Raw genomic sequence first — 20,109 nt, 5'->3', positions numbered from 1 at the left:
TTAGGTTAAGTTTTATCTGTATAAAGTAAAGTGTCCAACAAATTCTCTTTCATCTCTATCGCCGTTCAGTTTTACTACATACCAGTAGTCTCCTGTTGGCAATTCATTGTCTAAATATGTTCCGTCCCAACCTTCAGAATCAACCGATTGTTCGGAAACCACTCTACCATAACGATCAAATATTTTTATTAGTATTTGAGGGTATTGTTCAATATTTCTTGGGATCCATAAATCATTCTGCCCATCACCGTCAGGGGTAAAGAAATTAGGCAATACGATGTCTATGAACTCCATAAATATGTTTGCAACAGTAGAACATCCGTTCTCATCAACAACACGCACTTCATAGGTATCTGTTCTTGTGATATAGAATATATTATTATCACCATTGTCATAACCATCGAAGTAGTAGGTATAGCCTTCTCGACCACCCTCTACAACAGCAGTTATTTCATTCATATTATTTTGCTCTAAAACAAGAGTTAACGGATCAAAAGCTTCTATTACAAAGTCAATGGTCTGTAAACAACCGTTAGAATGTGCAATGGTAATATAATGGTTACCTGGTGCCGAATTTCTAAAATCAGGATTCAACTGGAAAGCAGCCGGATCAACAGAATCTATCGCATATAGCACATCGCCAATTACAGTATCATCTTCTAAGGTGATATTTACATAATTATCTGGAGTGTCACCAGAACATTCATAAACAGGCACTACTGTAGCGTTAAGGTTTACACCAGTTTCAATATCAACTACTACGTTAGTATCACAACCATTGGCATCTTTAATTACGATTAAGTAATTACCTGCAGCCATGTCATAGAATTCTGTTCTGTTCAATACAAAGTCTGCATCGCTATTAGAATTCAATGCCGTACTGTATGGTGCCGTACCGCCCGTTATTTCAAGAATAATAGAACCATCATTACTATCAACACAAATTTCTGGTGTTGTCTCTGCCGTTACTTCTAAACTTGACGGTGCTGTAATTGTGTATGTCAAGAATTCGAAACAACCATTTTGATCTTGTGCGATGATTGTGTATTCTCCAGGAGTCAATTCTGTAAATGTACCTTCAGAATAGAATTGGTTCAAGTTCGGTGAAATTGCATATTGATAACCACCAGCTCCACCAGATAATGTAACCGTTATCTCGCCATCATTTTCACCAGAACATGTAATATCTATTACGTTTTCTGTATATGCCAATGGTGTTGGTTCTACAATAACAACAGTTTCTGGTACTGTTTCACAATCATCACTAGTTACAGTTACATAATACGTACCTGCACCTAGGTTTCTAAAGACACCTTGCGATTGAGGACCGGCAATTCTAGAAGCTACGCTTAAAGAACTATCAGTAAACAATTCATATTGGTAATTTCCTAATCCGCCATCAGCAGTTGCATAAATAATAGCTGTGCTTTCGCCTGTACAATTTAATACTGCAGCAGTTTCATCAACAAATAACAATAATGGCGGTATTTCGCTTTCAGTAATTGCATTAGAGATTGCAGATTCACAACCGTTAATTGCATCACGAACATAGAATTGATATCTACCCGCTTGATACGTACCTGTTTCTGGTAAGTAAACTACATTGCCTGTCATTGGCAAGAAGTTGATATTGTCAACACTATACTCGTATGAACCACTACCACCTGATGCGGTAAGTTCAAATTCTGCACCTTGTGCACATGTTAATGCATCGGTTCTTATTAAACTAGCCTGTACTTCAGTTGGTTCTGTTACCTCAACAGTATTTGTTGTGGTATCACAATTCCACCCATCAACTACGGTAACACTATAGAAACCTGCACCTAAATCTCTAAAATTAGGATTGGTTTGTGCTCCGGTTGTATTTGTGATTGTAGTACCGGTTGCATCGTAATAATTCAATTGGTATTCATAACTACCACTGCCGCCACCTGTTACATTTACAGTAACAACAGCACCCGTATCTCCGTAACAAGCTAAGTCTGTTACAAGCGGAGTTGCATTTGCTACTATTGGAGTAGCAGCTGCCAATGTTTCTGTATAGTTCACTACACATCCGGCATTATCGGTAATGCTTACTGTGAAATCTCCTGCAGCTAAACCTGTGAAAAGTCCCTCATTAACATCATCCATTGTATAAACATCACCAGTTGTAGTGTTGGTTACTACAATATCATATGGCTTGTATCCACCTTCAACTTCTACTCTTATTTCTCCTTGATCATCAGTACATGTAGCTTCTGCCAATGTAGTAACAATACCACTTAAAGGTCTGTCAGGAGAAGCAATGGTTACTCTATTCGTATTTTCAGAACATAAAGGAATATCGGTTTCTGTAATAGTAACATAATAAGTGCCACCAGATAATCCTGTTACGGTTCTTGGGTTAACACTAGTATCTGATGCTGTAGCAGGAATAACTGATGTACCCGCAGCGTTAAATACCTCGTACGTATAATTACCAGTATAGCCGTCAACATCAATTTCTAAACTTCCATTAAGTTCACCAAAACAAGTTACTGCAGTTGTTGCTGTTGCAGTTGCCGTAATGAAATCGAACGGTGCAACAGTATAACTAGCTGTATTTACATAACAACCTGTATCTAAATCTGTAACTCTAAAGACATAAGAACCAACAGTGTTCAATTCATATGTTGCAGAGGTTGCTGTTGTACTAATTAAAGTACCGGTTGCATTACCAATTGGTAACAACTCATAATCGTAGTTATGTGTCAATCCATTATCTGCAACAGTAATTGTTATTGTTTCATCAACAGTACAGTTAATTGCTACATCTTGAGCAATAGAAGCTGTGAACGTGTTGATAGGTTGAATTGTAACCGTATCGAACGTAGTACAACCTTTTGCATCTTTAACATAAACATCTATTGTTTGTACACTTCCTGTATTTGTAACATTGAATGTATTCGATGCTTGGAAGATGATATTATCTATACTGTATAAATATGGTGCGGTACCAGTACCTGCGCCTGCTGTTGCCGTTATGATTGCAGCATTAACATTATTAGTAGGTGAACAACTAAATTCTGTCGCCACTGCACTAACCATTAACGCTACTGGTTCTGTGATAGTTTCATTCTTGATGTCATCACAACCTCTGCTAGAAATTACCCTAACTTGATAATCACCAGCTATCAATCCTGTAAATAAAGGATTTGTTTGAGATGCTATCGCAGTAACCAAATCAGCAATATCATATAATTCATATTGGTATATAGGATTGGTGTTGGTTGCCGGGTCAATATTAGCTCTAATACTACCATCTGTTCCACCGAAACAGCTTACGTTTACAATAGTCGCATCTAATAGCACTGGGTCAACTGGAGCATCTAATGTCTGAGTCACTGTTCTTTCACAAACAGGGTTTGTCGTATCAAGGTCAGTAACTATGAAAGAATATAATCCTGGCTCAGTTAAGTTTGTAAATACACCTGTTGTTTGCGTTACAACACTACCTAATGGAGTCGTCATTTCAAACTCAAGGTTTGTAGAACCACCATTAACATTTACGGTGATTTCACCACCTGGTGTTACTGTACAATCAATAGACTTATCTACTGTTGTAGAAACATCCATTTGCTCATAAAGTACCACCACATTAGTTGTAAAAGGACAACCCCATTGGTCTATAATCGTTACGTCATAACTACCAGCACCAAGACCTGTGAATACTCTCGTGTTTTGTGGTGCACGGAAATCAGTACCGTTTAATCTTAATTGATATGTATAGTTACTTCCTTGTCCGCCAGTTGGCACACTCACTTCAATTTCTCCTTGTAAGTTTGAACAGTTCTCTATGTTTACTTCTAATATTGCCGCTATCGCGTCTGGAACATCAAGTACAATATTATCTTGAATTAATCTTTCACAACCTTCAGCGTCACGAACCCATGCTTGGTAAGTACCAGCTGTAAGCAAATCGAAAGTATCACCTGCTACGAAATCTACAGTTGCAGGAACACCTACACCTACATAGTACGTATAGCCACCCCAACCACCAACTACGTCAATGATTGTAATTGAACCATCATCACCAGGGTTACACGTAATATCTGTTACTACAGTAGCACCGCTGATATCTGCTGTTGGTCCGTTTATAGTGAATGCCTCTGTATTTGTACAGTCCGGGCTATTATCTTGTCTTATAGAAACATAGTAACTGCCAGCTTCTAAACTAATGTCTGCCGTAGGTCCATTTGTTGTTGCTTCTGTACCAGAGATAACAATAGTATCATCGCCAGTATTTGCTAACGTACCTTCAGTGTCATAAATGGTCCACGTAAATCCGCCAGGGTATGTTGCATCAACTAATTCAAAGTTGACAGCGCCCGTTGCAGTGCCATAACAAATAACATCACTTGTTTTAACAACATCGATGGTAAATGTATTTGGCTCTACGAGAGTTTGCGTCGCAGAAACGATACAATCTGTATCTAAATGCTTCACAAGAATCGTATACGATCCCGCAGATAATCCGCCGAACACGTTAGATACTTGGTAGTTTACGCCATTATCAATGCTATACTCGAATTTAGTAGCATCACTTAAGGTTGAAGTTACGACTACTGTTAATTCTCCATCACTAATTGGATCACAAGTAACCGTATTGGAAACATTTGCAACTGCATTAGTAATCTCATCAAAAGGAAGTATGGTTTCAGTTGTGCTACCAGAACATCCTTTATCGTCATAAACATTGATAGTATACGTATCACCTGCTCTGTTCGTAACAATTAACACGTTAGACGCGCCAGATTGTACAATAGCTGAACTACTATCTACGAACTCATAGATTACATAGTTACCACTACCGCCTGTAATGGTAGTCTCGTCAACGGTAATTGTCGCGTTGTTAGGATTATTACCCACGGTACAACCGAAATCAACTACCGAAGTATTGATATTCGAAATTAATGCAGGTTCATCTATTACAATATTACCTGATACCGAACTACAACCATTGGTTCCTGTTGCAGTTACTACATAGGTATTTGGAGGTAAACCTTCAAATGTATTGTTGCTAGGGTTAAATGTTCCTGCTACAGGAGAAATTGTAAACGTTAACGGATTTACTCCGTTTTCGGTTTGTGTCAATGTAATTGAACCATCATTGGCTCCAAAACAAGTAATATCTATATGAGAATCTGTAAATATTGGCTGAATAGCAGGGGCTAACTCTTGCGTTACCGTTAATTCACAAACAGGGTTTGTAGTATCTAAATCTCTTACTAAGAAACTATAGGCACCATCAACAGTTAATCCTGTAAATGTTGGGTCATTCAACTGAGTTACTGCAGCACCAGTTGGAGGTGTCATTATAAACTCAAGGTTCGTAGAACCACCCGTTACATTAATCGTAATTGTACCACCTGGTATACTTGTACAGTCAATTGCTTTATCTACTGAAGTAGTAGCACTTAACTGCTCATATAATTCTACAGGTAATGTTGTAAATGTACAACCCCATTGATCTGAAACAATTACTTCATATATGCCAGCACCTAGACCTGAAAAAACTAGCGTGTTTTGTGGTGCTCGGAAATTAGAACCGTCCATTACCAATTGATATGTATAGTTACTTCCTTGTCCGCCAATTACGTTGCTTACGGTTACTTCGCCCTGTAAGTTTGTACAGTTCTCTACAGTAACAAGTAAATCGGCATCAATAAGATCTGGAACATCAAGTACAATGTTATCTTGAATTAATTTTTCACAACCTTCAGCGTCACGAGCCCATGCTTGGTAAGTACCAGCTGTAAGCGAATCGAAAGTAGCACCTGCCACGAAATCTACAGTTGCAGGAATACCTACACCTACATAGTATGTATAGCCACCCCAACCACCAACTACGTCAGTAATCGTTATTGAACCATCACCTAAAGCACAAGTAATATCTGTTACTACAGTGTTTCCACTAATATCAGCATCAGGACCTGCAATATTGAAATATTCAACATTAGTACAGAACGGATTGTTAGCTTGTGATATAGAAACATAGTATTCACCAACACCTAAGTTAATAATTGGAGTTGGACCATTTGCCAATTCTGAACCACTAACGACAGAAGTATTATCGGTACGGAAAATTTCCCAATCGAATCCTGTGCTATACGTAGCATCAACTAATTCAAAAGTTACTTCACCAGTATCCGTTCCAAAACAAATTACATCACTTGTTTTTACAACATCGATAGTAAACGTATTTGGCTCTTCAATTATAGCTGAAGCCGTTACAATACAACCTGTATCTGTATGTCTTATTAAGAAATTATAGTTTCCTGCAGACAATCCGCTAAAAACATTGGTTGGAACATAACTTGTACCGTTATCGATACTATATTCATATTTTGTATCATCACTAGCAGAAGACGTTGCTGTAACTGTAATTACACCATCACTTCCTGGCGCACAAGTAACTGTTGTTGTTACATCTGCCGTAGCTCCTGTTAATTCATCATAAGGTAATACCGTAGCTGTTGTGCTACCTGAACAACCATTGTCATCATATACATTAATAGTATACGTGTCTCCTGTTCTATCAGTAACCGTTAATACATTTGATGGTCCAGACTGAACAATAGCAGAACTGCTATCAATGAACTCATAGGTTACATAGTTATTACTACCACCTGTAATGGCTGCAGTATCTACAGTTACCGTCGCATTGTTTGAATTGTTACCAACTGTACATCCGAATTCGACTACGTCTGCATTTACATTTGATATTTGCAACGGAGTATTTACCGGACTATCAACTTCAAATTCGCAACCACGACCAGAAGTAACACCTACTACATAATCTTCAGCAGGTAAATTTGTAAATATGCCTGATGTTTGTGACACACCAACCGGAGTTAATGTTAATGGAGCTGTTCTAATGTATAATTGATATTCATAAACAGGATTATCCATTGTTGCATCTAATGTTGCAACGATAGTACCGTCAGAATCACCAAAACAAGTAACATCGGTCATCACCGTAGTAAACAATACCGGTGTAGCTAATTCAAGTGATATTATTACCTGGGCACTACATCCGCTTAGTGTAGTATCATATACAAATGCAGTATAGGTACCAGAATCTAAACCTGTAAAGCTAGCCGTTGGTTGTGGTGCTCCGTTTACACTTACACCACCTTCAAATAATTCATATTCGTAATTTGTAGAACCGCCAAAGCCTTTTATTAAGATTTCACCGTCACCTTCTGCACATGATGGTTGTGCAACAACCTCAGCAGAAATAGAAACTGGAGCGAAAATCTCAATGTTTTCTACATTTCCACATCCGTTAAAATCACGAACCTGAACTGTATAACTACCAGAACTAAGGTCGGTAAACTGATGTGTTGTACCTGCGGTCGTTAACGTAGAAGACTGGTATGAACCGCTGTTTACACTAAGTGTGTATGGTTGAGACCCTTCTCCGTCTAACGTAATTTCTATAATAAATTCACCTTCATCTGCAGTACATTGGTTAATAACCAAGCCAGAAATAGCTGGGGTTGGGTCATCTGCAATAGTAACGTCAATAGGTAAAGCTGTTGAACAACCATTACCATCCATTACATAAATATCCCATTCTGTATTTACAGAAGGATCTAATTCAGCATAGTTATTAGTACCATAATCGCCAGCTACCGGAGTAGCTCCGTCTTGAACATATGCATACGTATAAGAACCATTACCACCACCAGCGATAACCGTCACGTTAGCATCTTCTGAACAGTAGCCATTATTTTGGTCTGCCAAAGTCAAGGTAACCGGGTTCGGTTCTAATATTCTGAATTCAAATGTATTTGTACACTCTGGTGTAGCCGCTTCTTGGAAGAATAATACATAATCTCCTGGAGGAATATTCGAAATTGTTTCCGTAGCTGTTGGACCAGGACCGATTGGACCTGTAACACTACCCGAATAGGCACCACCTAATGGTGTGTTGCTTATACTTTCTCTTAATTCATAATTTATAGTAGTTACATTGGGGTCATAATCTATAAACTCGAAAGCAATTGACCCGTTTGTATCACCAAAACAAGCAACATCTGTTACTGTTGGTGTTGGGACAACATCAATAGCCGATAAATTTGGAATATCAACTTCAACGAAACTTGAACAACTGGTGCTAAAATCAATTACTTGGAAAACATAAGATTGACCAGGGTTAAGTCCGTTATAAGTTGCTACTTCCTCATCTGGATTAGCACCAGCAGACTCTGCATCTGGAATAGTACCTGCACCATAAATCGTGAAATCATAATTACCCGAACCACCACTTGCCAAAAGTTCAACAGTACCGCCAGTAATACAACTAACTGCAGGTATAACTGCATCAACAGATAAGTAAGGATTAGAAAGAACTCGTACCGGGTTTTGATAAAATTCACAACCATTGGCATCTAATACACGAACATAATAATCTCCAAACGCTAAGCCATCAAAAGTAGCTGTAGTCGCCGCAGTATTTACAATAGGATTTGGACCCGTAGTAGCAACAATACTATTAAGGTTGTCATATAGGGTGTACGTAAAATTAGGTACACCACCACTTGTAATAGTGATATCAATACTACCAGGAACATCACCTGTCGGGCCACAACTAACATCGGTAGCCACCACATTTGCATCGAATAATACCGGGTCAACAACAGTTACACTGCCATTATAAGTACATTCTTTAGAATCTCTAACGATATACGCATATGTACCCGCAGCTAAACCAGTATACACTCTCAGGTTTGTAAAGGCACTACCCGCAAAACTAATTTGGTATGGTGAAGATCCAAAATTAGGATCAATGTTAATTTCAACAATTCCGTTAGTATCACCAAAACAAGTTGGGTTGGTAACAGTTTCTGACGCTACAGGATTTACCGTTGCAGTAACCGTAACCAAATTAGAAACAGCAGTACAACCTTCGTCATCTGTTACTCTAAATCTATAGGTACCTACTGTTGAAGTTGAGTATGGGAATGTGCCTGCGAAAGCAGCATAACCACCACCGTTAACGTCTAATTCATATGTAAATGGCGCATAACCACCATTGGTAACTAAATTCATTGTAGCATCTGGTGACGCAGTACAATCAAGATCTTTGGTTAATGCAAGATTAGCCGTTAATTGGGCTTCAATATCGAAAGTTATTGTGTCTGTACAACCATTGGCATCTCTAATTTCAAAAGTATAACTACCAGGCGTAAGACTTGTAAACGTATTAGATGTTCTAAATATACCTGTACCCATTCTATAGGTATATGGAGCCACTCCGCCAGCTGCACCAACTTCAATAGTTGCTGAACCTGAAACAGAAGAATCAAAACATACATCTGAACTTGGTAAAATGCTTGCTACAGGATTAACCGGCGCAACCAAGGTAAACGTATCCGTATCTATACATCCGTTTGCATCGGTAACCGTAATCGTATGTAAACCTAACTGATCAAGACCTGTAAATATTCCTGTATTTTGTGCAGGTGTTGATGAAGCATCTGGTAATTGAATTACATAAGAATATGCAGCAGTACCACCTGTTACCGTAATATTTACAGCACCGTCATCAATACATGTAGGTTGTGTTGGTGTATTAGAAACTGCTAAAACTTCAGGCTCGTTAATTGTCTGAGTCAACATTTCTGTACAACCGGTAATTGGGTTGTCAACATCTCTAACATAGATAGTATAAGTACCAGCAGCCAAACCTGTTATTTGATGTGTTGCGAGCGTATCGCTACCTTCGATAGTTGCAAAAGCACTATCATAGCTATACTCATAACCACCTGCTCCGAAATTCTCGACTTCAAAAGTTATCGTACCTGAATTATCTGCATTACAATCTAAATCTTCAAAAGATAAAATTGCAGCATCAAAAGCATTACCATCTTGAACATCAACAATAATATCCGTAGAACAATCACTACCATAATCTACAGTAATGGTATGTTGACCAACTGAAGCATTATTGAACACATTGCTCGTTTGAGGCGTATTGCCATCAATGCTATATGTGTATGTAGCATCATTTGGAAGAATTGTAATTATCCCTGTTCCATCACAGCTATAATCAACAGAACTACTTAACAAAGGAGCTGCTGGTAATGGAGCAATAATGATATTCGGAAGACTAATTACACATGCAATATTACCTGCATCCCTTGCTCGAACCGTAAATGTACCATCAGATAAACCTGTAAATACTGTTCCGCCAGCAGTTGCCGCTGTCCAAGTACCCCCATTTAAACTATATTGATAAGAACCAGAACCACCGGTTGTAGGTGTTACGCTACCAACAGTAATTTCTGCTAATTGGTTACATGTATAATCTTCTGTTTGTAAACTTTCTGCTACCATTTCAGGTAACTCATCTACATCAACAGATAAAGTAACTTCACAATCGTTTACATCCCTTACTCGAACATCATACGTACCTGCCGTAAGGTTATTGAATGAACTTACAGTACCAAAAGTTCCGCCATCGATACTATACGTATATGGAGCTTCACCACCACTTGGGGCTAAAGAAATACTACCGTTATTGCCACCAAAACAAGTAACATCAACAACAGTTGGCGTTGCTGCCACAGGAGCATCTTGAGCAATATTTATATCATACATTGCAGGACACGCGTCTACGCCTCCATTATTGTCAAGAACATAAACATCGTAATCTCCAGCACCAGGAACGGTAACCGGATTGGTTGCTGCATAGTCACCAGCTGTTGGGGTTGCACCATTGGCAACTACTGCATATACATAATTACCATCGCCACCAGCGGCAGTAATATTAATTTCACTATCGGTACCACAAGCAGTAATTGTACTTGCACTTGCGCTAACCGTTACTTGTTGTTCGATGGTTATGGTTTGAGCCACGGCATCACAACCAAAAGCATCTGTAACCTCAACGGTATATGTACCGTTTGAAAGTCCCGTGAACGTATACGTCGTAGCATCTATTGGAGTCGGAGTTACAAAAGAACCGCCGTTGATTCTAAATTGATAATCCCCATTTCCTGCAGTAACATCTACAACAATAGTTGCATCATTACTACCACTATAACATATCGTTTCTTGAAGTGTAAATACTGGAGTTAATGGTGCAGTAACTACGATTGGTGTGTCACTTACATCTGAACAACCATTTGCATCTCTCGCACGAACATAATAGGTGCCGGCAGGCAATCCGTTAAAAACAGTATTGGTTTGGTATGCAGTAACAATTCCAAGAACATCTTCTTCTAATTGATACGTATAGCCAGGAGTACCACCAGTTGCACTAGCCGTAATTTCTGCACCACCATTGTTACATGTAAAATCTTGCGTAAGATCTGCATCGGCAACAACTAAAGTTGGTTCATCAATAGTACGATCAAAAAATGTTGTACATCCTGGTAAAGTGCTTGCCGCATCTCTAACATAAACTCTATAATTACCCGCTGCAAGACCAGATATCGTTTGCGGAGATACCGTAGTACTACCTAAAATACTAGCAAAATTATCTAAACTGTATTCGAATCCGCTTGCACCATAATTAGCTACTTCAAAAGTGATAGAACCAGAGTTATCTGCATTACAATCCAAATCTTTAGAAGAAAGCACTGCTGCTTCGAAAGCATTACCAGCATCAACTGTTACATCTATGAAAACAGTTTGAGAACATTGTTCTGGACTTTGAAAAGCTTTAATATTATCAATAGCCACATCATTACCATTTGTTCCCGTTGCTATAGTTCTAATAACAATGTCAATTGTGCTATTTGCGCCAGGGTTTAAAGGTGGAATGTTGATATTTCTCCAATCATTAACTCCTGTATTTTCATCAATTAGACCAGTTGTACCACTATCGATAATATTACCTAAAGGATCAACAATTTCTACCAAAATATTTGGTCTAATTAATCCTGAACCTTGTCTAACTAAGTTAATAACATCTAGATCTACCTCAACATCTCTATTAGGTATAATCTCTATATTAGTTTTGCTATAAACTATTGTGTTGACCCCAGGATCACCAACGTTAACCGCTAAATATCTACCATTTGGATTACCTGAATTATCTACTGGACTTACCCATGTACCAAAAGGAGCAATAATTCTACTTGTAACGCTATATTGTAAATCGTTGATATTTAAATTTGTATCTGAACAAGTACCTAATGATGCATCTTGAGATTCATAGCAATAGTACGTTGTATCAATTTGAGGAATAGAAACATTTGGTCCTGTTCCGAAATCTTCACGCATTAATTCACTTCTTGCAGGAGGCGTACTACTAATGTAATCAACAGTTATTGTATGAGTACCTACAGGTACATTAGTGAAAACATTAGAATCTGCAGGTGTATTTACAGTTCCGTTTAGATTATATGTATAATCTAAATTAGGATTATCTGGTGTTATCGTTACAATCCCCGTTCCGTCACATGAGTAATCAACTTCAGGTGTTAATACTACATTCGGTGGTGTTGGTGCTTGACTAATCGTAACATTCATAGGATATGTACAATTGTTTGCATCTTGAATATAAACCGTATGCGATCCTGCTAATAAATATCCTATTGCACTAGTGTCATAAGTACTGCCACCATCAAAACTATATGTATACGGTGCGGTACCACCCTGCGCATTTGTAATTCTTACCTCAGCACCATCGGCTGGGTTACATTCTACCAATTGAGTTACCGCTGCAGATGCAGAAAGTGTAAAAGGTTCTGAAATAGTATATACTTGGGTAACCGCGCAATTATTTACATCTCTAACGCGAATATTATACGTTCCAGCACCTAGATTATTAAAGGTGTTTGGATTTTGATAGTTTGTACCATTGTTAATACTATAGGTAAAAGGAGCCTCACCGCCTGTTGCAACAATTGTCAACGTAGCTTGGTTTTCACCACTACAAAGTATATCTGAATTAGTAATACTTAAGGCCAAAGGAGCATCTTGGTCTATTGTAATATCATATAAAGTTTCACAGAAATCAGCTGCTCCACTATTATCTCTAACATATACATCATAGTCACCCGTTCCAGTAACAGTAACTGTGTTACTTGCGTTAAAATCACCAGCAGTTGGCGTAATTCCGTCAGCAACAACAGCGTATACATAGTTACCATCTCCACCTACACCAACAATAGTTATATCGGTATCGGTACCACACGCGGTAATATCACTTGCGCTTGCATTTACCGTTAACGCCGGATCTATTGTAATGCTTTCTGTATCTGCACAGTTATTTCCGTCTCTAACATCGATAGTATATGTTCCCGCAGAAAGATTTGCGAATATGTTTGTACTACTATAAGGGCCACCGTTTAAGCTATATTCAAAAGTACCATCGCCACCAGAAGAAACACTAGCCGTCAAGGTTAATAATACAGCATCATCAAAACAATCTTGATTAGGTGTAATTACTAAAACTGGTGCCGTTGCAGGATCTAAATCGAAAGTAAAAGGAATGCTACAATTGTTAGCATCGGTAATTGTACCATTATAAGTTCCTGATTGTGATAATCCATTAAAAACCCCTGTAGCATTAGAACCAAATACAGTAGCATCAGGATTATTAAGTTCATAAACATAACTTCCCCATCCGCCTGTAGCAAGAACACTTACACTACCTGCTGATGTACAACTAGGTTGAGTTTCTATTAAACTAGAAATTGTCAATGCCGAAGCCGGACCTTCTAATTCATGACTAGCAGTATATGTACAATTGGTATCCGCGTCTACAATTTCTATTGTATAAACACCGGCCGCTAAATTGTCGATATTATCAATTAAAGCTTCAGTACCCCCGGCTCTTTCAACTCCTGAAGGACCCGTAATTGTATACGTGAAATTTTGACCAGCTTGGAAGTTTACATTAAAACGGATAACGCCATCTACAGCACCAAAACAACTAATTGGTTGTGTTGTTTGCCCACTTGCCGATATTGGGTTAATCGCATTTATCGTATAATTTTCTTCATAAAAACAACCATCAGCATCGGTAACTCTTACAGTGTATGTATCTGGAGCCAAACCTTCAAAGACAGCCTCGTTTCCTGAAGCGCTTGTTGGGCTAAGCGCAGAAGGTGCTGTAATTGTATATACATATGGTGAAGCACCATCAATTGCGTTTACCGTTAGGTTAGATGTTCCGGTAGGACATGTAATTTGAGACTCCGTTATGGTTAAATCCGTTGGCGGATTTGGTCTGTCAATTATTATTTGGTTTGTAACAAAAGTACAGTTGCTAGCATCTCTTATGGTAATGGTATAAGTACCATCTGTAAGATTTTCAAAACGATGTGCATTTACGGTCGTATCTGGAATAAAGTTGATTCCATCAATACTATATTCATATGGTGCAGTACCACCAGCTACATTTTGAGCTTCAATAATACCATCTTGTAAACATGTATAATCTTGAACCAAAATAGCATCGCCACTAATAGCAGCCGTTGGTGCATTTATCGTAAATGTCTCTTCTGAAATACAAGTTGCCGCACCTCTTGTCTGAGAAATCTCAACATTATAATTTCCAGCGGCCAAGTTTGGAAAATTACCTGAACTATTATTTGCCAAAGGTTGATCTGTGGCATCAAATAGAGCGAATGCCAAAGTATATCCATTTGCGCTTGCGACATTAAACCGAATTCTACCAGTAGTTTCGCCAAAACAAAGGACATCTGATACCGTTGAAGGGTCGAAATCTGCAGTAGGGTGAAATTCTATTGTTACTGTATTAGATTCTACATGACAACCTCTTTCGTCTAAAACTAAGAATATATAATCTCCTGGTCCAGAAACACTAATTTCAGAATTATTACGAAAGTTGGTTGCTGGTATATCAGAATAATTTGGATACGATGTAACAGTAGTTCCACCTTCATCTACATAACTCCATATTGCATAGGTATAGTCTGGCTCGCCACCAGTGGCATTCATTGAAATAATACCATCTTCACAAGTAATATGTTGCGATACACTTGCGGTTAGTTCTAGATTGTTTTCATCTAAAATAGTAATTGCTTCACTAGAAGTGCAACCGTCATCCGTAGAAAAATAAGCTATATAATTACCAGCACTAACATCTCTAAATGTATAATTATTATCTCCTTCACCATTTTGGCTATCTACTAAGGTTCCTAATCCTCCATTTGCACCATCATCTAATCTAATCTCAAATGCATATGGTGGGTTTGCATTCGAAATTTGTAAATTAATTGTTCCTAAATTAATACAGGTTTCTGGTGTAACTTCAACCTCGTAACCAACTGTACGTTCACGAACAGCTATGGCATCGGTAGAATACACACATGCATCTACAATAGCATCGCCATTGTTGTCAACCGGAGTATATTCAACTTTATAAGAGCCACCTTCACCAGGTCCGAAATCGAAACTAGCACCATTATTAGAACTAAAAGGGATTATAATATTATTAGTTAATGCATCAACCAATTGAAAAGCATAACCATTACTAGCAGGTATGGTTATATTACCATCGGTATTACAAAGAATATCTCGTTTTGTTGGCTCTCCAAAATCAACTGTATTTTGAAACCCTTTAAAATAAAAACGGCTTATACATCCATTATCATATATTACAGATAACCTATATTCACCTGGTGCATTCAAAGTATAATTGCTACCTGTACCAACTTCTGACCATGTACATGTAAGCGCTCTATTAGCACAATCTTCACCAGCCTCGGCATTTACACCACAACTACCTTCGTCTAAAAGTTCCCAAGTTACACTTTGTGCATCAACGATATTAACTGTCAGTGGCTGAGAATCATTAATACCGCACAAGAATATCTTTGGAAGTTCGGTACCATCTACACAGTTAACTATTTCACCAGGTATATCATTACTTGGATCGGTATCGCTATTTACTTCGTTAAAATATTCGGTTACAGGGTTTGGTGTTGCTCCAGAACCAAAAGGTACTACTGTAATAATTTCTTTAAACCCTTTACAAGGATCAGCTATAATTTTATCTACGATATACGTACCAACTTGAGAAACCGTAAGTGTACTTGGGTCATTATCGGGATCACCATCATTAATTTCCACATCAATAGCAGTGTCAAGTTCTCCGTTATTATCCACATCTCGATACCATACATACGAATCGAAGCCGTCACCCGCATTTAATTGCGTGTCTAAACCACAAAGTTCTGTTGATCTTTCAAAATTACATGCAGCAAGGTCATCTAAAAGAAAATTGGTTGCGCCAGGTACCGTAAAACCACATGAAGTAAAATCAGAAACACTAGGGTCATCTGTAACTACTGCAGAGTTTTGTACACCAGTATAAGTTCCGTAAGCTAAATTTTCAATTTTATCTGAACACGCATCAATGAAATCAAAACAGTCTTCTGCTACCTGTACCGTAAAATATAAAGAATAATCCCCGTCATCTTCCATTACATATACATCTGGTATATTAAAAACAATTTCTCTTGTAGCCGGATCATAGGTATATGTAATCTCATGACAAACCCTTGGGCTACCTTCACAAATAGGTGCAGGAAATGAAAAATCTGAAGCATTGAAAAAACTTCGGTTACCTTGTGGACCTACGTTGACAGGTAAAACATCTCTTATGGTATACCCAGATCCATCATCATTACCAATATTTTCAAAATTTAGTTCGTAGTCAATAATTTGACCTAAGTTTACCCCTTGTCCTGTAATAATGCCGCTATCGTCGCCATAATCACTACCATGTTCTCGTACAACTTTCTTTAAAACAATTTTAGGAGCAATAATATCGACATCAAAGGAAGTAAAAAAGATATCATATTTATCTTGAGTTGAACTAGCTCTTAAAATAGCACTCGTAGCATCGTTAGGAATAATACTATTATCAGTACCATTAGGAATATTAAAATAATCAACATCCCAACCCAGCGTGTTCAAACTATTAGGGTTTCTATCTAAAACTGGGTTGTCATCTATAGTAATACTCGAATTAAAAAAGTTATTATTTTCGCCTCGATCATTTATTAAGGTCGTAAAGGTACCGTTAGCATTTATTTGTAAAGCATCACCTAATATTCCGTTATCCCCTTCTAGAGCAGCAACACCCATGTTGGCCCTTACCGGAAATGGTGCAGGTAATGTCGTAAAGCCGTCTATTGGTATATCCAAAGTCTCACCAGAAGCAATACCAGCGTACCCATCAAAAGTAGTAATGTATTTATCATTGGGTAAATTCGGGTTTTCATAAACGACCACCATTTTCCACCCTCCAGAGATACCACCTCTTACAAAATCGGTATTATCTGCACGTATGTTTGCTGCAAAATATTCGCCATTTGGATCAGCTAACGCAGAAACTATAGAAGTTACATCTTTGTAATATGCATATGGAGAATAATACCCAAATTCACCATCTCCGAAACCATCCCAAATTTCTTCTCCAACAATATCTTGGTATGCTCCACCGGGCAATTTAAATTTAATATTGCCAATATTAGATCTGTCAGCATCTGTATATACCGCTGCCCAATATAACCCGGCATACCTAACTATTGCACAATCAATATCTGGAACGGTTAGCGTGGCACTACTAGAACTAAAGGTTGAGGCATCATTATCTACATCTATATAACGCATATTAAATGCATCATTTGAAATTGAGCTATTAGGGTTATTATTGTTGTAAGGGTCATTAGGGGTTAAATCTGGATAACATCTTCTTCTTCTTCCACTACCTATACAATAAGCATCTCTACCAACAATGCTATTGGCAATGAAAGTAATATCTCCACGAATATCCGCTTTATAGCGCTCTGTAAAACCTTTTTTAACCTGAGATGAGGCGGTTTGTAAACCTAGTGCCAAGAATAAAATGAAAAATAAATATTTTGAGTACTGTTTTACCATAAGAGAAGTGTGTTTGGTAAAATCTAAAAAACGAGTCAGTTTGGTCATGTTCTAAAATTGTTGAAGCCTTCCTATCATTCGATATCCATTTCGCATCGTTCCACGCGGAATTCTCCAATAACAAATATTAACCATACTAGTTGGCTAAAGAATTTATTGTTGTAGCAACGATGTTTTCTGTTGTGTAACAGCAAATAGAATGGGGCTGTGATTTTTAGAAAAGAGTGTATTTCAACGATTAAGTAAGCACTAGCGAAACTTTAATATTTTACCTTTTGTGGTAAATGGATAAATTTTAGTTATTCATATTCTCGAAATAAACTGATAATTTTTGAATCTTAAAGTGGCAATTATCGTTTAAAAACCCCTAAATTTTTATCAATGAATTTGGCTTTTAAATAGTAAATAATTCGATGCAATCCTGTTACAAAATGATGAAAATTTAGGCATAAGCGACATAAATGCAGTATCAATTAAATTACAAGATGGTGTGTGTTTTGTCAAAAAAAGGGGCGTAGAAATGAAAATAATTGTGTGATTAAAGAGGGTTCCATATTAAAACAAAAGACATAAAGAGTATTTTTTAGAAACATACTATAAGCTAATTTCACAAATAGAAATTCGTAAATGGTCTATTATAAGTTACTTGCTTCAGGTGCTATAAAGCCTCTTTAAAGAACAGATCCTTATTTGTAAGCTCTTTGTTGAAATTCTAAACAGTTCTGCCTAAAAGAGGCTAAAAAGTGACATGAGCGGTCTTATTTAAACCCTAACCTAGTTAATAGTCTATAACCTACGATAGGTATTAAATAAGATTGGCTATCTTTCAAATCTGTTATATTAACTCTACATATTATCTAAGTCTTTCTAAAAAGACGAACTCGACCAACGAGTGCCTAATGCATAGAAGCTTTCTAATGCACAGATAATAACAACCCATTATTTTATAAAAATTTAAACAGAAACAATTGATTGAAAAATTGATTGCATTATTTCTTTCAATTGCATTTTGCAATTTTAAGTGTGGTGTTATTACCCAGAATCAAAAATGAAAAGTGAACAGTTAATATCAAAAAATATAGAGATATTCTATAACAAAGCATCTGAAGAAACCAGACTAGAAAAAGGCATGGGCGTATTTGAATTCGAAAGAATTAAATGGCTCATAGAAAAGCACCTTTTTACATCACCTTCAAAGATTATAGATGTTGGCGGCGGTACAGGTAAGTATGCTGAATGGCTTGCAAAAAAAGGTCATGAAGTTCATTTAGTAGAACCCGTTGCTAAACATTTACAACTAGCAGAAAACAGGGCTAAGAAATTAAAGAACAAGTTCTCCGTTCATCTAGGTGAATCTAGAAAATTAGACTTCAGAAATAATTATGCAGATCTAATACTACTTCATGGACCTCTTTATCATCTTCAGAAAAAAGAAGATCGAGAATTAACCATTAAAGAAGCTAAACGTGTTTTAAAAAATGGCGGTATCATTCTAGGGTTCGCTATCAATTATACGGCATCAACTTTAGTTGGGCTCTTAAATGGTCTAATACATAAAAGTTCTTTCTTTGAAATGTGTAAGAATGAATTGACTTCTGGAATTCACAATCCACCAGATGATTTTCCTTGGCTCTTGGCCGAGGCCTATTATCACAAACCCGAACAACTAAAAGAGGAATTTATACAGCAAGATTTAACCTACTTGAACACATATGCAGTTGAAGGTATGGCATGGCTTGATAAAGACTTCTTTGCAAACATGCTAAATCATAAAAAGAGAAAGACATTAATTGAATTATTAAAAATTACAGAAAACGACAGCTACATTTTACCTTTTAGTCCGCATATGATGATAGCCGTAAAAAAACAAATTCATGGAAAATAAAGACAGATATTTTAAAGCATTAATTGAAAATAAGAATCAATTAAATGCAATTGACTTAGGAGAAAATATACAATTAGATGAAGGTGAAACCAGAGAAATAATTACACAACTATTATCTGAACATAGAATTAGATATGATGAAAACAGTGTTTGTAATTATCGGGTTGTAAATAAAAGGAGTAGGTGATATTGAAAATAAATATGGACGAGTTGGTTTTCAATAATAATAATCTTGATTATCAAGATTTAATATAACAAGTAACATCTGGAAATATATTTGGTTTCCGGTTACTTGTAAAGTGTTTTTTATAGTGTCAATTGGCAAA

General features: G+C 37.2%; 3 protein-coding genes. 2 read left to right on the top strand and 1 reads right to left on the bottom strand.

Annotated features, from left to right (window positions below):
- Positions 1–12: 12 nt before the first annotated feature.
- Positions 13–17,946, bottom strand: coding sequence for a T9SS type B sorting domain-containing protein (locus ACPF9A_RS09865; protein WP_424003995.1), 17,934 nt, complete (start codon positions 17,944–17,946; stop codon positions 13–15).
- 1,000 nt (positions 17,947–18,946) lie between these two features.
- Here ACPF9A_RS09865 and ACPF9A_RS09860 point away from each other — a divergent pair.
- Both ACPF9A_RS09860 and ACPF9A_RS09855 read left to right on the top strand, forming a co-directional pair.
- Positions 18,947–19,783: a class I SAM-dependent methyltransferase gene (locus tag ACPF9A_RS09860; RefSeq protein ID WP_424003993.1), complete on the top strand. Its 837-nt coding sequence runs from the start codon at positions 18,947–18,949 to the stop codon at positions 19,781–19,783.
- A complete protein-coding gene (locus ACPF9A_RS09855) occupies positions 19,773–19,970 on the top strand; it encodes a hypothetical protein (RefSeq protein ID WP_424003991.1) in 198 nt (65 codons plus the stop codon). The genes ACPF9A_RS09860 and ACPF9A_RS09855 overlap by 11 nt, the downstream gene beginning before the upstream one ends.
- Positions 19,971–20,109: the final 139 nt, after the last annotated feature.

Origin of the sequence: Maribacter sp. IgM3_T14_3, from assembly GCF_049603095.1 — a bacterium.
Lineage (GTDB): Bacteria > Bacteroidota > Bacteroidia > Flavobacteriales > Flavobacteriaceae > Maribacter.
The sequence above is the reverse complement of the archived record's forward strand: the minus strand, read 5'-3'. Positions and strand labels throughout refer to the sequence as shown.

What these genes read in the sequence shown, in the direction of transcription:
- ACPF9A_RS09865 (WP_424003995.1), bottom strand. Translation starts at nt 17,946, where the DNA reads ATGACCAAACTGACTCGTTTTTTAGATTTTACCAAACACACTTCTCTT.
- ACPF9A_RS09860 (WP_424003993.1), top strand. Translation starts at nt 18,947, where the DNA reads ATGAAAAGTGAACAGTTAATATCAAAAAATATAGAGATATTCTATAAC.
- ACPF9A_RS09855 (WP_424003991.1), top strand. Translation starts at nt 19,773, where the DNA reads ATGGAAAATAAAGACAGATATTTTAAAGCATTAATTGAAAATAAGAAT.